Source organism: Prosthecobacter sp. GW821-HT29F12, assembly GCF_058803405.1.
This window is the reverse complement of sequence record NZ_CM179517.1, coordinates 3,237,196-3,257,497: the sequence shown is the minus strand read 5'-3', so window position 1 is coordinate 3,257,497 and position 20,302 is coordinate 3,237,196. Positions and strand designations below refer to the sequence as shown.

Genomic DNA, 20,302 nt, shown 5'->3' with positions numbered 1-20,302 from the left:
CGAGACGATTAATCTCGGTGGCATCACCTGGGAGTCCACAGTCACAGGCACTGCCTTGTCGCTTACCATCGGACGCGCGGGCACCAGCGATTACTACCCGCTGGCTGTCAACAAGGTGGTTGCGCCGAGCAGCTTTACCTCATCCTTGCTGGGCAACGGTCTGACCGTGACCAACAACAACAATTACGGCCTGCTTCTGGCTGACAACATCGCCTTCAACACGGTCTCCTCCAATCAGGGCCCCACTTTCAATGTGGTGAATGGCAGCACTTCACTGCAGCTTGATGGATTGACCCTCAGCGGCGTGCTATCAGGTGGTCCGACGGGTGCTTCGGCGGTGGTTCTCACCAAATCAGGCGGCGGTGTGCTGTCCTTGACCAATACGGGCAACACCTTTGGCGGTGGCGGGTCCTTCATCGACATCACAGCCGGGTTGATTGCCGCATCCTCCGACGCCGCATTGGGCAATGCAGGCAACATCATCCGTCTCAGCGGCAACAATCTTGGCTATGGTTTCCGTGCCACCGGCACCTTTGCCAGCTCCCGCACTTTCAACCTCAATTCCGCCGCAGGTGAAATTGAAGTGACACAGGGCAACACGCTGACGCTGAACAACGCTTTCACCTTTGCATCTGCCAACAATGCCTTGAGGAAGTATGACCTCGGCACCCTTGAGCTGACATCCCCTGAGACCGGCTGGAACGGGGTCATGTTTGTTCAGCAGGGCGTGCTGAGAATTTCCAATGGAAACCAGCTGGGCAATGCATCGTCCACCACCAGTTCGACGGCGACCACGGGTGCCTCCGGTCAGAGCGTCCTCACGCCGACCGGTGGCACAGCCAATTATGGGGTGGGCCAGCTGGTGTTCGGAACGGGAATTGCCGCAGACACATTCATCACCGCCGTCAGTGGCACGACGATCACTCTCAGCGCCAATACGACTGGGGCGAATCCTACCATCACAACCTCCGCAGGTGGTATCTTGATGTCAAACGTCGGTTCTGCCCTCGAGCTGACCGGCGGAGCGACGGTTGCAGATGGCATTTTCATCAATGCCTCCAACAATGCGACCAACAATGGCATCAACGGTGGTGGAGCCATCCGCAGCACATCAGGGACCAACACCGTGTCTGGTCTCATCACCATCGCGACATCCACGGCAGACGGCCAGATGCGTGCCGTGACCCTGGCGGCGGATGCGGGTGCCACGTTGAACATTACCGGCGGTGTGCTGGGCCAGGTGGGAACGGCTGGCTCCAGCCGGCATGCCTGGGTCGGGATCGGCGGTGAAGGCACCACCAACATCACCACCACAGGCTTCACCAACACGGGAACGCTGGGCATCTACCAGCTTAACAAGTTCGGAACAGGAACGCTGAACATTCAGGTGGCAAACGCCTTTTCTGGCAGGGATGTCATGGTCAAGCAAGGCACCTTGTCCTTGAACGGTACAGGCACCTTCGGCACGCTGGGCTCCGGCCAGGGGTCCGCTCGCACGATCTATGTGCATGACGTTGGAACCCTGGTGCTCGACAATTCCGGCACCAACGTCAGCAACCGTCTTGGAAATGCAGCGCTGAATTTCCAAGGCTCCGATTTCAGACTCATCGGCAGCAGCTCCGCCACCACGACAGAAACGACCACGGGTGCCATGAGCATCAATGCTGGCGCGCTGGTCTTCACGCTGGATGCCGGTGCAGGCCAGCAGCTGAACTTCACCACCGCTGCGGTGACGCGCAATGTCGGCTCCACGCTGCTCATCCGTGCGGACGGTTTTGGCAATGCGGCAGGCGCCAATGTGGCCACCATTCAGGGCAGCACCGCCACCTACACCTTCACGGGCCAGCTGGGAGCCACCGGCACGACCAACAAATCGATCTTGGGCTGGGCCATCGGAGACACCAGCATCACTGGAGCGGGCATTGGATTCGTCACGGCAGACTCCGCCGCTGCAGGCGCCAATGCTGGAACCAACCGGCTGCGTCTTCTGAGTGGTTCCGAACAGGTCACCAGTCTCTCGACTGCTGGTACCAATGTGAACCTGACCAGTGCCGCAAATTTGGCGGCCTCTCTTTCCATCAACTCCCTGCAAATTGGCAGTGGTGGCGGCATCACCCTCTCAGGCGGCGCCGTTCTGACCTTGGAAAGCGGTGCGCTGCTGGTGCAGGCCGGCAACAGCGGAATCTCCGGCACGGGAACTCTCACTGCAGCCAGCAATCGGGAACTGATTGTTTACACGGTTGGAGATCTGACCTTGGGCGTCGCTATCACCGGAACCAGCGGAGGCCTCACCAAGTCGGGCGAGGGCACCCTGACGCTTGCCGCTGGCAATACCTTTACCGGCACGGTCACGGTCAACCAGGGCACGCTGAAGCTTGATGGCACGGATTTCAGCCTGACTTCAAACCAGACGATGCAGCTTCTTGGAGGCAATCTTGACCTCAACGGCACGGTGCAGAACATCAACAATCTCCAGGCCCAGACTGGATCCTTGGCCGTCAATGACGGATTTGCAGCCAATACAGCCGGTTATGTCATCAATACTTCGGCCTCCCAGGCCACCTTGGCGCTGACCACGGCCAATGTGAGTTTCCGTGGTGCCATTGGGAATGGCAATGTGCTGCAGAGCAACATTGCTGTGGTGCGGTCCGGTGCTGCTGGTTCTTCTGTTGATTGGAATCTCTATGGCGACAACACCTACACCGGTGCCACCCTTCTCAACGGCGGACGCACTCAGCTTATTGATGGTGGAAGGTGGAGCGGAACGTCCTCCATTGAAATTTCCAACTCCACTTTGCTGGTCACCACCGGCAATATCACCGTTGAGTCGGTGAGCCTCACAGACCGCATCAATGACGCGGCTAAAATCACTCTGAACGGAGCCATGTTCCAATGGCGCAGCCGAGCCTCGCTCTACAGCACGGAACAACTCGGGGAAGTAACCCTCGGATATGGCAGCAGCATCATTGATTTCGCGGAACCTGGCTCGAATGTGAACCAGTCGGACGTCACCTTCGCCAAGTTTACGCAGGCGGTCGGACAGCATGGCACGGTGAGGTTCTTGAACATCGACGGCAATATTTCCGCCCTGCAGCGCCTCTTCATCTCCAATCTCAATGGCGTTGCCACCACCAACATCGGTGACGGCCTCTCCAATAACATCATCGGCGGATGGGCCACCTTTGAGCGTGAGTTTGCAACCTATACCCCAAGTCAGGGGGTTGGTGGTCTGACCAACAATGGCTATGCAGGCTACTCGCCCAGCACCATTTTCACCGGCACAGCCACGGACAATGTGCGCATCCTGCTGCCAGTTGCAGGATCGACCACGACCCTGACGGCAGACGTCACTCTCAACAGCCTGAACCTTCAGGCCAACACAGGGGCCACTGCCGGCAGCGTGCTGGATCTGGGCGGCAAGACCCTGACGCTGGCCAGCGGCGGTTTGATCGCCTCACCTGTCGCCACCACAGCCTCTGCCAACAGTATCAACATCATCAATGGTTCCTTGACCGCCGGAACCACTTCCAGTCCGGCCGATCTCTACCTCCATGCCCTGAGCTGGCTCAATAATCAGGCGGACAACACCGGCAATGCGGACGTCACCATCTCTGCAAACATCGTCAACAATGCGGCAGGTGGCGCGGTGGCGCTTGTGATTGATGGGAATCAGGGCCGCGGGACTATCAACGCCACCAATGATGTGTTCATCACCGGTTCGAACACCTACACGGGTGGCACCTGGGTGAACTCAGGGCGAATCGTCCTGAACAATGCCTTGGCGGATGGAGTCACGACTTTTGCCGTGCCTGGGAATCTGACCGTATCGGGTGGCTACAGCAGCAATCCGGCGGCTTACACGGACCGCAACACGCAGGTCATTCTGGGGGCTGCCAATCAAATGGCACACACTGGCATCCTGACCATCCAGGGCGGTGCTACATTCGACACAAACAACTTCAATCAGACTGTTGGCGGCGTGGTGTTTAACAACAACGGTGGCAACTCGCCGGTCCTGAACGTTGGCACAGGTGCCTTCACCTTGAATGGCAATTTGAGCGCAACCTCCCAAAACCTCGGGGCGGTTTCACAGCTCGGCGTGGTAATGACCGCCAACACCACCAGTGGCAACGCCACGGTGACAGTCACAAGCACGGCAGGACTGGTTGTTGGTACGCCGGTCATCGGGCTTGGCGTGCCAGCCGGTGCAACGATCGCCTCGATTGTCAACGGGACACAGTTCACCCTCTCTGTGAATGCCAATGCCACCGCCACCACCAACCAGCTGGTGTTCTTCGGACTCGGTGCCGTCGATCTCAACGGAGCGGTTCGCACTTTCGATATCAGTCCTGTGCAGTGGAATGGCGAGGTTCTTTCCCCAACTCTGGCCACCTTGGATATCAGCTCTCCCTTGACGGGAACGGGAGCATCCGGCATCAACAAAACAGGCGCTGGCAATCTGACGTTCAAAGTTGCCAATACATACGCCGGAGCCACGACGATTACGGCCGGCAAGATCACCTACGGCCTCAACGATGCGCTGCCCACCCTGACTGCCCTGACTGTGCTTGCAGGCAGCACCTTGGACATGAACGGTTTCAATGGCGCAGTTGGCTCTCTGGCCAGTGAAAGTGCTGTTGCAGGCGGCACAGTCACCAACACGGCTTCAGGCACTAATTCGACATTCACGGCAGGAGGCGACAATTCCAGCACGACCTTTGGTGGTACGATCACCAACAGCTCCAACTCCACCCTGAACTTCACCAAAGCAGGAACCGGCACTCTGACATTGACGGGTGCCAACACCTATACGGGCCGCACCTGGATCAAAAACGGCGCGCTGAGTGTCAGCACCATCAACAACGTTTCTGGTGGTTCGAGCAGCAGCAGTCTGGGCGCGCAGACCACGGCGGCGAACGGCACATTGTCTCTCGGTTCAGGCGCGGACACTGGCACACTGATTTACACAGGGGCCGGTGAAACGACCGACCGAATTATCAATCTCGCAGGCACCACCGGTGGCGGAGTCATTGAGAATGATGGCACTGGTGCACTGACATTTACCGGCAACACCACCTCCACGGTTTCCGGGGCCAAGTCGCTGACCTTCACGGGCTCGTCCACAGGCATATTTACCTTCACCGGTTCCATTGGGGACACGGATGGCTTCGTTCAGCGCGGTCCGGTGTCGTTGGTCAAGGATGGTGCATCCTCCATGCTGTACCTTTCGGGTGGCAATGCTTATACGGGCAGCACCATCATCAACACCGGAGTCATTCAAATCGCGAGTGCCAGCCCCATCTCCATCATTCCAGATCGTTCTGGCGTGGTGCTGGCGAACACCGCCGGGGTCGCTCTGGATCTGAACGGCAACAGCGAAACGCTGGGATCTCTTTCCGGCGGTGGCAGCAACGGCGGTAATGTCCTGCTGACGGGCACCGGCGCTCTCACCCTGGGCTTGGACAACGCCGACGCGGTCTTCTCAGGCGCCATTACTGGAGGCAGCACAGGTGGTCTTACCAAGCTGGGCAGCGGAACGCAAACTCTGGCGGGCACCACTGACTTCACCGGGGATGTGCTCATCCGCACCTACGGCGGACAGTCGGGCGGTGGGTTGATTCTTTCCGGCGGTGCGGCGCTTGCCAGCTCCGCCAATGTTCGAAATGCGGGCTGGAACACGGTTTTCGGCGTGAATTCGAACCAAACCATCACTTCACTGACCAGCACCCGCAACACCATCCTCGCTCTTGGCAGCGGGGCCACGCTGACCACGACTTACACCAATGGCACCCCCACCATCATCAGTGGTCTGGCGGATTCCGACAACACTTTCCGCGTCATTAAACTGGATTCGAGCACTGCGGGACTGGCTGCCGGCATGCTGATCTCCGGCAGCACCGGCATGACCAACGCAACCGGCATCATCCTGCAGATCATCGATGGCAACAACGTGCTCATTAATGAGCTCCCCGGTGCGACCGTCACCAACATTCCTACTCTGACAATCACTCCCACCAGCGTGCTGAGCAGTGCCATGACAGGGCTCGGGGGCTTTACCAAAAATGGTGCAGGCGACCTTTTCCTGACCGGACTCAGCACCTATTCTGGTGCAACCACGATCAATGCAGGAACGGTCTGGGCGGGCGGCGGCATCTGGGACGGTGCCAGGTATGCCTTCCAAGATGTCTTGAGCGACAACTCTCAGATCGTCTTTGCAAATTCGGGCACTCAGAAGCTGAACTTTGCAGTCAATGCCACCAATCTTACGCCGTTTGAGCGTGTGGGTTCTCTCAGTGGCGGCAACGGCACCAGCACCACCATCAACCTCAGTGCTCTCACCACTGGAGGTTTTGGTGCCGGAACTATCGGCACCAGCATCGGTGCGCTGGCCATCGGCGGGGACAACAGCACCTCCACATACAACGGTCAGATCTTTGGTGCTGGCGGCACCTGGCTCATCAAGGAAGGTTCAGGCACCTTTACTTGGACCAATCCGGTTTCGGATGGCGCTACGTTTGATGGAACCCTCCTGGTTAACCAGGGCGGATTTAACACTTCTGGGGCGTTTGGTCTCGACGCTGCGCAAACCTTGTTCCTCGAAAACAATGGGGGCGTATTCACCTCAGGAGTCACGGTCAATGATACCATCGCCATTCTCCAAGGTGGTGGCAAAGGTGCCTCTCGTGTCTTCCCCAGTGGCAACGTCGGTGGCCTTTATGCAAATTACATCAATGGCGTGGATGGCTTGATCGTGCTCCAGACGGCAGGCATCAGGCTCATCACCAGCACCTCCACCAGCTCCGTTTTCGGGGGCGTCATTTCAGGTGCAGGGGACTTCCAGAAGGACGGTTCATCAACATTGGAGATTCGTGGTGCCAACACCTACACCGGACAGACCATCTCCAACGGCGGCATTCTGCGCATGGGCATCTATAGTGCTTCGGCTGGTGTTGGTGCTCCAGGAACAGGCGGAAACGGCACACTGGCGCTGGGCAGCAGCATTCGCAGCGTCAGTGGCATCTTGGATGTGAACGGCACCTCACAAACCGTCTCCCGTTTTGCTGCCTCATCCACCGGTGGCACCATTCAGCTCGTCAACGGTTCGCTGACGCTCATGGATCAAAACACTCAGACCATCGGGACAGTGTTCACCGGCAATCTCAACAGTGTGATCAACGTCAATTCCACCGTCGCAGGACAAACCTTGTCTTTGACGGGTAGCAGCACGGGCTTTGGTGGCACCATCAATGTGGGAACTAACGCGGCCCTGACTCTCAATGCTGCAAGTGGTGCTTTCAACAGCACGGGGATTAATGGCGCCCGTATCAATCTCAACGGCACCGGCACTCAGCTCACCGTCACATTGGCTGACACCATCGGGTCGCTCGCCGGCACAGGCAATGCGGTGCTTACACTCGGGCTGACCCTCCGCGAAGCTCGCAGCGGTGCGGTCTCCGCCACTGGATTCTCTGGGGCTACAAGCGGCGCAGGTGCACTGGTTCTGAGCAACTTCGGCGGCTTGACACTCTCTGGCAACCTCGCTCACACCGGAGGCATCACGCTCTCGTCGAATTCGACCATCATTCTCAACTATGGTGCAGGAAACAACATCCTGCCATCGGTCGGGGCGCTGACTTTGAACGGCGGCACCATTCGCATCATCAGCACGGGAACTGGAATCCTGGAGTCCGTTGCTTCCACGACCCTCAATGCAGGGGCATCATCCGTTGAATCATTGATCCATTTCAATGCTGAGACCGAGTATAGCCAGCTTTCTGGCTTCGCAGGCATCAATCTGGGAGCCATCACGCGTGCGGCGGGTGGTACCCTGACCGTGGGCACAAGCGCTGCTGCGACAAGTACTGTCAATGGCGCCAGTGGCATCCTCGGCGGTTGGGCCACGTTTGGCGGTGGCACCTGGGCAGTTTCAAACGGAGCGGGTGCTGCCATTTCCGGACTCACCAGCTATTCCACGGACACCTTCGGCACGAATCTCAATACGGACATCACCGCCGCAGGCGCGGTGGCAGGTGCCGGCACGGCGAGCGTTCGTTTTAGCGGAGCAAATGATGCTGACATTACCGGAACGATGGCTCTTGAAACGGGCGGCATTCTTGTCAGCAGCAGCGTGGGCGCACATACCTCCACCATTTCGGCCAGCCTCACCTCCGGCGCCGGCAATGAACTGATCATCAATCAATACAATGTCTTTGGTGATTTGGTGCTCTCCAACGTGGACGGCACTGCCAACACCATCCTCACCACCACCGGTGGCGGGCGTACCTTGCTCACGAACAACATGACCGGCACGGGCGCCACCAACATTGGCTACGGCTACCTCCAGCTTGGCGACAGCACCGCTGGTGGCAGCGCTGCGGGCATGGTGGGCAGCGGAGCCATCCTGAACAATGGCACCCTCGGCTTCAACCGCAGCAACTCGCTGACCATTGCCGCTGTCATCTCAGGCGCGGGCAACCTTGAGCAGCTTGGTTCCGGCACCACCATCATCACCGGCACCAATACCTTCCAAGGCCGGGTGACCGTCAGAGGAGGAATTCTGGAAATCCAAAACAACGCCGGACTTGGGGCTGCTGCCACGGCTGTCACCAACCGATGGGCAAACCTCACTTCGGTGAATGCGGGCGGCACGCTCAAAATCAATGTCGCTGCGGGCGGCACGATCACCGAACTCTTGAATCTCGATGGGGGCACGCTGGCCATCAGCAGCGGAGCAGCGCAGACGCTGTCCGCTCCTTTGGTGTTGAGAAGTGCCAGCACCATCAGTCTCAACTCCGCCTTCAATCATGTGCTCAGCGGGCAGATCATTTCGGCACCTGGAACCGGTCTTACCGTCAACAGCACCATCGTGGGAGGCACCTTGCTGCTGACCAATGCGGCCAACCAGCTGAACGGCACTCTCACCATCGGCGCCAACGCCACCGTTCAATTTGGCAACAACTCTGCTGGGGGCATCGGCAGCCGTTCGGATATCGTCAACAACGGCACTCTGATCACGAACACCAACGACGGCCACCTGGTGCTGGGCAGCAATATCTCCGGCACTGGCAATTTCATCCAGTCTCGTAACACGGTATATCTGACCGCGGACAACACCTACACCGGCACGACCACTGTGGGGCTGCAGTCCGTCAATGCAGGCGTCTCTCTGCGCATCGGCAATGATACTTACACCGGATCTCTCGGCACGGGCGATGTGATTCTGCAGTCCACGACAAGTGGCTCAACCGACCTGCGCTGGCACCTGATTGCAGACACGATTGTGGCCAACAACATCACGCTCAATCCCAACACCGATGGCACCACGGCCCGCAATGCCACTTTGCTGCGCCAAGGGCTGGGCAACATCACCTTGACCGGGAATCTGACCATTGGCTCCACCACGGGAGCTCCCAACACCCAGGTCGCCATTCTTCAATCTGAAGGGGGCGGCGTTCTTTTCATCAACAGCACCCTCGTCAACGCTGACAGCACTCATCTGCTGAACATCGTTAACAACGGCGTCGTGGTGTTTGGCGGCAGCGCCAGCAACACCTACAACGGGGTGCTTTCTGGCAACAACGTGTGGGTCTTCCAAAATTCGGGAGTCACCACCCTCGCCGGTGTCAATACATTCAATAGCGGCAGCACCTACATTGACAAAGGCACGGTCGTCCTCGCCAATGGCGCGGCCATGCACGATGACAATGACACTCACGTTCTGAACGGTGCTACACTGAGCATTGCCAATACGGAAACCATTGGCCAGCTCTACATGCAGCGTGGTGCCATCACTCTCATTGGTGCTGGTCAGACGCTGACCGTCGACGACGGCGGGACTCAGTTGATCGCGGGCTCATTCCAAGGTTCGGGCAATCTGACTCTTGGTGGTGGCAACTTCATGGCCATGTATGGCACCAATACCAACACTGGTGCGTTGCTGCTCGGCAGGCTTTCTGACAACAGCAGCGGTGGAATCCAGACCGCCAACCTCGCCAATGCCATCGGCTCCTTCAGCTCGGTCACACTCGGTGCCGGCACCGGTGCCGGTTCCATTGACTATGTCGGAGCGGGGGAAACCTATGCTGGAAACATCATTCTGGCCGGTACTGCTGCGACCATTACCAGCACTGGAAGCAACCGTATCACCGCCAATGGCAGCGGAGCGCTCATTCTCAGCGGCAGCATTACTGCGACCGCCACCAACACCCTTCAACTTACCGGTCAGACTGGTGGTTACTTCAACCCAATCACCAACCAGATCACGGGTGTCATTTCTCAGGGGGCCAATGTCCTTTCCATCGCCATGGGCAATGTGACTGACGATGACCGCTACGGCATCTCGGGCCGCTGGGCTCTGACCAACGCCGGCAATGATTTTAGCGGAAGCATCACAGTCAATGTCGGCATGCTTGAACTGCAGGGGGATCTTGGCGACGGCTCGGAAAACACCAGCGTCATGGGCAACACCAATGTGGCTCGCAGCATCACTCTCGGCAGCAACAACTTCAATGGCCGCCGCTACGATCAGTATGGGAACGGCGACCAGATTGGTGATGGCGGCTTCGGCCAGGGCACCAACACGATCGCACCCAACAGTGCTGACGTGGGCACCATCATTTTCAATGACCCCAATGCTGGAGTCGCCACCTTTGCCAGCAACATCACCTGGGCACTGGTCACTGCCGCAACCGGGAACACCACGGGTGGCCAGTTGATCAACAACGGAGTGAAGCAGATCATCATCAACGGTGCACTCACCTCTGGAACCACGGGCACGCATAACTGGCTGCTTGATGGCTCCAACACCCTGACCAACACCATTGCTGGTATCATCAGCAATCCTACCACCAGCCAGGCTACGGCGGTGATCAAAGAGGGGGCTGGCACCTGGCGCCTCAGTGGCGCAAACACCTTCACCGGAACTCTCATCATCAACAATGGCACTCTTGAACTCGCCGGTGGTGCGGCAATTCTGGACACTGTCGGTGTGGCTCTCAATGGAGATGGCGGCGACGGCATCTACTCCGGCACCGCGAAGTTGAGAATCATCAACTCCGAAACCATTGCCACCCTGACGGGCGATGTGCTGACTGAGGCTGAAATAGTTTCCGGCCAGACTCTCTCCATCACAGGGGCCAGCAGCACCATGAACGGCTTCTTCTCGGGTGAAGGGAACCTCACTCGCACGGTGTCATCCTCCACTGCTGCGACTTTGACAAGCAGCGCACGCAACACTTACACGGGCATCACCACCATCGGTGCCACCGGTGGTGCCACTGCCAGCGCAGGCATGACCATCTACTATCTTGCCGACGGCGGGATCGCGAGCGGCGTCGGCGCTTCAAGCAATGCCGCAGGAAATCTCGTCTTCGTGAGCAACACTGCGGCAAATCAAGGCGGTATTCTCACCTGGCAGGGCCTGACGAATCAAAGCACCGATCGTCTCTTCACCATGGGACTCGGCGCTCTGGCTGCTCGTATCAATGCTTCCGGCACTCTGATTGGCACCACGGCACCGACCCTCACCTTCAGCAACACAGGCTCCATCGCATTCACCGGCAACGGCGCGCGCACACTCACCTTGGGTGGGACGACGATCAGCGACAATACCTTCAGCCTCAAGATCACCGATCAAGGCGGAGCCACCTCCCTTGCGAAAGTCGACGGCGGCATGTGGGTCATTGATCCCAGCGCGGGGAACACCTACACGGGTGGTACGACAATTACCGCCGGCACGCTGGCCATCCGCGCTGGCAATGCATTGGGAACCGGCACCATCACGGTCAACGGTGCTTCAGGCAATGGCTTGGAAATCCGCAGCGGCATCACCCTCGCCAATGCCTTCACCAACTCCACCGCAGATGGTGGTCTTGGAGTCACCAGTGGCAGCAGCATCATGAGTGGTCTGATCACGTTGTCCGCTCAGCTGCGCCTTTCCGTGGATGCCGGCGCTTCGTTGGAATTCAACAATGCAACCTCCTCGCTCACCGGCGCTGGTACCTTGCTCTTCTTTGGCAAAGGCACTCTCATCCTCTCCGGTTCGAACGGTGCCGGTTGGACGGGGCAGACAGTGGTCCGCGACGGCATACTCCAGCTTGAATACGGAACGAACAACAACAGCAAGCTGGCAGATGGCGCTGCATTGACGCTGGGCACCATCACCGCTCTGACAACAGTAGGTGTGGATGCCAACGTTGCCGGCCAGACCAAGATCCTCGGCACCTCCGGCGGCACCATCAATCTGAGCGGTGGCAGCCATGTCGAAGTGGTGAGTGCCACCACGATCGCTCCTGGCTCAAACGCGGTCACCCGCACCAGCGGCACTTCTGTTCTCCGCATGAATGCCATCACGCGCAATGTCGGCGGCACGATCGACTTCGGTGCTGCGGGCATCGCGCAGGTGGACACGACCAACACGAACGGCATTCTTGGTGGCTACGCTACTGTGGGCAAGACCGATTGGGCGATGAACTCCACCAACGGTGGCGACGGTCCGGTCACCGCATACACTGCCTACAGCGTGAACACGTACGCGGCCACGAACAACGTGGACGTGACTAATTTCTCAATCACAGGCACGGCTGCCAACACTCTGCGATTCAACACAGCCGGTGGCGGCACCCTTAATCTCGGTGGAGGAGTGCTGGCCATGACGGGCGGTGGCCTTCTCATCACCCCCAACGTGAACGCGGGGGATGTCATCATCAGCAACGGCTTCATTCAGAATGCTGCGACGACGGCCGGTCTTGAGACTCTGATCATCCTGCAAAACAGCGCGAGGGCGCTCCAAATTGATGCCGTCATTCAGAACAATACAGGTGCACAGATTCTGACCAAATCAGGCACGGGCAAGGTTTACCTCAATGCCCTCAACACCTACAGCGGTGCTCTCAACCTGAATGAAGGGGAAATCCAGGTGGGCGGCACGGCGGCCGCGCCGACCGTTGCCACCAACGCTTTCCTTGGCGGCTACGGCGTCTCGCCTCAGGGCAACGTCATCAACATGGGGGCCGGGTCGGTGCTTCGCTTCCTCACCACCAATACAGCTGTCTACAACACGGGCACCATCACCGGGGATGGCACGATCATTCTCGACACCGGCAATTCAGGGGTGGTGCTCTTCGACGACGACAACAGCAACTTCTATGGCGACATCGTCGTCAACGGCGGCACGATCCAGATCAACGGGAACAATAATGCACTGGGCAATGTGCGCGGCATCACCACCATCGGTGGTTCAGGCATTCTGCAGTTCAATGACAGCCGTAACACCGGCGAATACATCACTTACAATGATGGTGCCACCGTGACGACCCTTGCAGCTGCAGCGGGCACCTTGAGCGGCAAGCAGACCATGAACAACACGACGGCGGCCGGTCTCACATTCAATATCCCGGTGGCAGCCAATACTGGCAGTGTCGGTCTGAACATCTCTGGCATTGTTTATGCGCAAAATGGTTTCACCAAGACCGGCTCCGGCATCATGCAGATCAGCGCCAACAACTTCTCTGACGTTTATGATGGGTACACCGGCATCAACAAGGGCGCGACTCTCCTCGGTCAGATCATGGTCAACGAGGGCATCCTCTATGTCGGTGGTACGCGTGCGCTGGGGGCTTTTGGGGTTGGCAATGAAACCGTCGTCGCTGCCGGAGCCTCGGTGGATCTGCGTGGTCAGGCGCTCAATCTCGGAGATGACAGCGATCCTTTCCGTGAAATCTTCAAAATCTCCGGCACGGGCTTCAATGGCACGGGCGCTCTGCGCAATTCCTCCGGCACAGGGCAGATTTCCTTCCTGACCCTCGATGACAACGCCACCATCAACAGCGGCGGCACAGTCAATGCGTCAGCCTTCGTGATCGGCACGTATGACACCAATCTTAGCAACGCCAACGGCCTGACTGGGGCGTTTACCCGCAATCGCCCGGTCATCGCAGGCAACAACAAGATCCTCACCATCATCGGAGGTCGCAATGGCACGGACAACATGGTGTTTGCAGACGCAAGCTTCTCCAGTGCGCTCGACAGTCTGGTGATCCGTGGCAGCAGCGTGCGCTTCAGGCATGAAGTGTCCGCTTCGGTTACGGACAACGGTATTCAAAGTTCGGACATCACCAACGGCATCGAAATCGGCTATGGTGGCCAGATTCAGGCGGATGCAACAAACGCAGCACTCGGCCTTGGAGCAAACACGGGTGCGCGTCTGCTCTTTGAAAACCAGTTCAACACCCACAACACGGTGGACATCACCATGAATGGCGTGATCGCCGCTGCCAACAGTGGCTACAATTACCTTCAGCTTGATTTCTTCACCATTCAGGACGGCTCCACCTTTTTGGATGGGAAACTCAATCTGACAGGAACCGCTGATCGGAACATCATCATCTCCGACTCCATTGGCAACTACACCGTCGCCGAGCAGGGCAATACAACGGAATCGCCTGCATCCAAGCTGGTGATTGGCGGGGTGATCCAGGGGCTGGGTGGTTTTACAAAAATCGGGTTCGGCGAGCTGCGTCTGACCGCCAACAATACGTTCACCGGAGATTTGAACGTGCTGCGTTACGGCTACGCCGCCGTGCCTTGGGAAAGCCATACATATGCGATCAACGGCGTGAACTACCCCACTCAGGGATTGGCTGAAGGCTGGGCGGAGTGGGGCCTTACACTCAATGGCATCAACGGCGTGCTTTCGGGTGTGACCACCATCAACCTCCAGCGCCGGGGCATGATCACCCTGGACAATACCAACCGTCTCGATGCGACCTCTGGTGCTACCGGCGGCAACAACAATGACCGCATCAATGACAGCGCCATCACCAATATGAGCAATGGCTGGCTGCGTCTCAACGGTGGCACGGTCAACAACACGGAAACGCTGGGCACGGTCAATGTTCAGTCAGGCACCAACATTGTGGACTTTTATCCCACGGATGGCGCAGGCACCAACATGACGCTCACCATCAACAACCTGAACCGCTCTGCCGGCTCAGTCGTGCGGTTCGTTGATCTGGATGCCACCTCCACCTTCGGCACTGGGGCGGCAGGGGACAGTGTCCGCGTGGCCGTGGGTGCTCTTGGCACCACACTGGTGGGGAACAACACCATCGCCACGGACAAGCAGATCGCCATCGGCATTCTCGGGGGCGTCATTCCACTCGGACTGGACACGGACTTCCGCATCCTGGGCTTCAACAATGCCAACGTCAGTGATCTTTGGAACCAGCAGCGCAACCTGCAATATCTGGGTGGCAGCAACTTCATGACGTATGAGGGCGGCTACCTTCGTCCGCTCGATGACTCGGAATACTTCACGGCCTCCGGCGGACTCCTGGGCAACAGCACCGCTCTGGGTTTGAACCAGAATGTGAGCCTCAATGATCTGGCCACCGTGATGAAAGAAAGCACCGCGATCAACGCTCTGCGCTTCGGTCCAGTCTTTGACAACAATGGTTCCGGCGGCGCAGTGAACAACACCACCGCATTGACGAGCTACACGAACCATCACGCGGTTCTGCTTTATGTGGACGGCACCCTGACCATCTCTTCCGGCATGGTCAGCAGCGCCACTTTTGCAGTGGGCAACACAGCGGATGCTGCCACTTACATTCTGGGCGGTAATCTCGATTTCGGCAGTCGTGAAGCCATCTTCAATGCTCAAAATGGCTATTATCTCACCACCTCGGGAGCCATTGGCACGGGCACACTGCATGTCCGGTCGAACATCATGGGCACAGGAGGTTTGCTCAAGACCGGCTTCGCTCAGCTGGTTTTGGCTGGCAACAACACTTATACCGGCATCACCAGTATCAGTGAGGGGGATCTGCAGGTCACCAATGGTCGCACCGGACTCGGTGCGGGGGGCGATGGCAACGGCGTTGTCATCACAGGCAGCGGCAATCTCAGCTCCACTGCGGGTGTCCAGATCGGCACCGCAACCGCGCGTGAGGACATTTATATTGGCGTGCTTTCAGGAGATCAGCAGATCCTCCGCAATTTCAGCCGCACCTTGAACTATTTTGGCAACATCACCATCGACAACGTGGATCTTGCTGGCCAGACGATTTTCACGCCGCGCATCCGCCTCGATGGCAACAGCAACACCATCATCAACGGCAACATCGTGGGAGGCAACACTGCCATCAGCAATGACATCACGCAGATCGACTCCCGCATTGTCCAGTTCGACACTTCGGGTGAACTGATGCAGGCATTCATCTTCCGCGGCACCTTCGGAGACAAGGCTGATGGCAGCGGAAACGCCATTCCTATCGCCGATGTGATCTCCACTCTGCCGACCCTGGCGGGCGTTCGCACCAACGAGAATGAAGTGCTGCGTGTCAACCTTGCCGCAGGCAACGACCAGACGAGCTTCATCTTCGAGAAGCAGTACAATGCTGCCGGGCGTCTCTCCCTCCTTCGTGGAGACATGTTGATCAACTACGACCCCAATGCTGCGGGCAATGATGGCAGCGGATTCTGGACGAACACCGCCATCAGCCGCATACCGAATGCAGATTCGAACACCACCTCTTTTGCCATCAATGGCAGCACAACGATGCAGGGGTTTGTGATGGGGAATACTTCCAACTTGTTCAGCTCTCTCTTCCTGACCCGGGCCGGTCAGTCCTTCAACATGGCCGCCTGGTCCATGGTTGGCACGGGAGCCAAATACGTGGGCGGTTTGAATGAAAATGGCACGGTGACTTTCGGCACTGGCACAGGCACGCTTGTGACAGGCAGCATTGTGGCCAATCTTCAGGCGCAGAGCGGTGGCACCGTGGTCATCAATCAGGTGATCACAGGCAACACCGGCAGCACCACCGCGCCAAACTTTGGCTTCCTCAAACAAGGTCGCGGAACAGTCATCCTGCAGAACACTGGGCTTGCATCTGCTTCGGATGCCAACTTCGTCCTTGCAGGCGGCACCTTGGTTCTTAACCACAGCGGCACCACGGTGCAGGCACTGGTGGCCAGCCTGAATGCGCGGTTTGACGGCGGCACTGTGATCGCACTGGCCAGCAGTGATGCCAACACAACCACCGCCTTCGCCACCAACAATGCCGCCATCCGGGTGCTGGATTTCACCCTCGGAGGCAATGAAATCGTGGCGCGCACCACCAATGCAGGCACGGCCCGCAACATGACCATCAACATGGGCAATGCCAATGCCAACAACACCACCAGCAATTTCACCCGTGCTCTGGGAGCCACTGCCAACCTTGTCGAGGACAACGCGGCAGGCGGCACCGCTCAGATCACCCTCGACTTCAATGTCAGTTCCACTGCGGCAGCCAAGGACGCCATCATTGCCTGGCTGACCTATGGCTCTCAGCTGCGCACTGCCACAGACTTCGCCATGGTGGCCAGCGCCAGTGGCAATGACGTGGGTTCCTTTGGCACGATTCGTGTCGCGAGCGACTACAACAATGATGTGTCCAGCTGGTCTGCGAACGGCAACATCTCCGAAAACGGTGGTGCTGGCTTCAGCGGCACGCGCGGTTCTGCACTGACCATCAGCACCCTGCGTTTTGACACCAGCGCAGACGGCGTCATTGATCTCGGCAGCAGTGTTTTGACGATTGCCGGCACCGGTATCGCCTCCTCAGGCGGTGCCATCCTGGTGAGCAGCAACGTTGGAGCGGCAAACAAGACCATCAATGGCAGTGCTGGCGCGGCCCTCACGACAACGGGCGGACGTTCCGAGCTTATTTTCCACCAGTTCGGCACCGGCAATCTGAACGTGAACGTGCCTATCACAGGTGCGATCAATGTGACGATCACAGGCCCTAGCACGGTGGACGCCGCCACCATCGGCACCTCCGGTGTCGTGGTGTTCAACGGCGCGAACACCTACACCGGAAAGACCTTCATCAATGGTGCAATTCTCTCCATCAGCGATGTGTCCCAGCTCGGTGTCAATCCTGGCGCGGCCACCGTGGACCAGATCACATTTGGCGGCGGCACATTGCGCTATACCGGCACTGGATATGCTGATCTTGGCAACCGCGGTGTGACTGCAACCGGCGCTGGTGGCACCATTGACGTGGTCGATGGCGCAGCCGAGTTGCGTGTCAGAACCCTGGCTTCCACCGCTCTGTATCGCGGTGACATCGTCAAAGTCGGCGCTGGAACACTGACGCTGGAAGGCACGCTGAACACTGGAAACAATGCCAATTTCCAGGGATTGCTCGATATCCGCGAAGGCACGCTGCGGCTGAACGGGGACAATACCACGGCCACAACCTCTCAGGTTTCCACGATTCTCGGCACCAACAACTCCTTTGCGGATGGCACGATCCTCCGCAGCGGAACGAACCTGGCCATCCAGATGGGAGCGATGAACGGTGCCGTGGACTGGAATCTTGAAGAATGGATCACCTTCAAGGGCAACAATTACGTGACGGTCGGCAGTCTGGATCCGAGTGTCGCCACACCAGCGGGCTTTGCCAACCCGGCCGTTCGCACCGTGAATCTCAACGGCTTTATCACGATCGAGGGCACCACCACCTTTGACGTCCTCAGCGGGCAGACCATGCGCTTCAGCAATGGTGCAGGCTTCCTCACCGGAAACGGTGACATCATCAAGGACGGCATCGGCCAGATGGAGTTCCGCAACAACAGTCCCGACTGGACCGGCAACCTGATCGTGAAGCAGGGCACTGTCTATGGCATGTATCAGGCGGATGTCTTTGGCACCGGCTATTTGACGGGTAAGACGATCACTTTGGGGTCTGCTGACCGCCAGGGGACGGCGCGACTGGTGATCTCGAACCAGGATGTGGTTCAGAATTACATCATTGAAATCAATCATAACATCAATGTTGTTTACAACCCCACCCAGACGAAACAGCTCTCGGTCGAAACCGTCGGCAACGGCGATCTGATCAACATCAATGGAGACATCACGTTGAACGACAGCCTCCTCGTTTACATGAACGACGGCGCCGAGAACGGTGGCAGCCAGAACTACATCAACTTCAACGGCCGCCTTCTCGATGGCACCACCACCAGCGGCAACATCACCTTCTATGGTGACGACGCTGGCGGTGCCAACGACAACACTAGCGGTAGAACCTACAACTACGCCGTGCTCAAGGCCGACAACAGCGGATGGACAGGTGATGTCCGTATCAGCGCCAACACCGGCTACGACCAGGATCAGACCACCATTCTTCGCCTGGAAAACACCAAGGCGCTTACCGCTGCCAACGATGTGGACATGGGATACAACTCCATCCTGCAGACCGGCGGCGGCGCCCGCACCATCGGCTCTCTGAGCACCAATGGCGGCGTCGGCCCCTACATCGGCGACACTGGCGCGATGGGTGGCAGCACCAATGGCAGCACCGAAATCATTGAAAACGCCGCCGCCACCGAAGGCACGCTGACCATTACTCAAAGCACACCGGCCTCCACGGAAGTGTTGTGGGACGCCAAATTCCGTGACGGCACTATGAACAGCCAGTTCTTTGCTCCAGGTGCCAGCCCTACGGCCTCCGCTGCATTGAATGTGGTCAAAGCAGGCGATGGCTGGGCCACGATGACCTTGGACAACGACTACACTGGCACGACGACGATAGCCGCCGGCATCCTGCAGGTGGGGCGCAATAGTGTGGGGGATACGGGAGCCGTTAATGCTGCTGGATTCTCATCCGCTGCTGGCACCACTGTCGCTGGGACCGGCCAGATTCAAGGTGCCGCGACCATTCTTGGCCATCTTAGCCCTGGCGACGAAGCCGGGGCATCCATGGGGACGCTGACCTTTGTCTCCTCGGCCACCTTCGGCGCCACCTCGGACATCACTCTCCAAGCCCAACGTTCCAGCTACACGGCCATGAATACGGTCGGTTACGATACTGCGGGCTACAGCACATGGATCAATGGCATCACCACCGATCCGACTTACAGTCATCTCCTCAATGACCCGGTCACCGGCGCTCAGCACGATCAGATCCTTGTTGGCGGTGCATTGACCATTGTTACAGGCTCCAAAATTACCCTCGTTAACAACGGCTACAATGCCACCGCAGGGGATGTGTTCAAACTCCTCGACTGGAACGGCGCTAACCTGACCTACAATGTCGGCGGGGTCCTCTACAACGGCAGCTACTTGCGCACCGGTGCGGAGACTGGCACCGATCTTGATCTGTTTGAACTCGGGTCCGGCTTCCGGTGGGACGTGAGCCTGTTTGATACGCAGGGCATCATCGTTGTAGTTGTGCCTGAGCCTGGCCGCCTGCTGCTGCTTATGCTTGGCCTGCTGAGCCTGTGCATGCGCCGCCGCCGTCGTTTCCTTTAA

Annotated in this window: 1 protein-coding gene (cut by a window edge); it reads left to right on the top strand. The window is 58.3% G+C overall.

Going from position 1 to position 20,302, the window contains the following annotated elements; genetic code table 11:
• Positions 1 to 20,302, top strand: the 3' portion of a protein-coding gene (locus AC3RLQ_RS13480; protein ID WP_493037869.1) for an autotransporter-associated beta strand repeat-containing protein. The gene continues 9,611 nt to the left of window position 1, outside the view; the window shows 20,302 of its 29,913 coding nt (coding positions 9,612–29,913); its start codon lies off the left edge, out of view; the stop codon is at positions 20,300 to 20,302.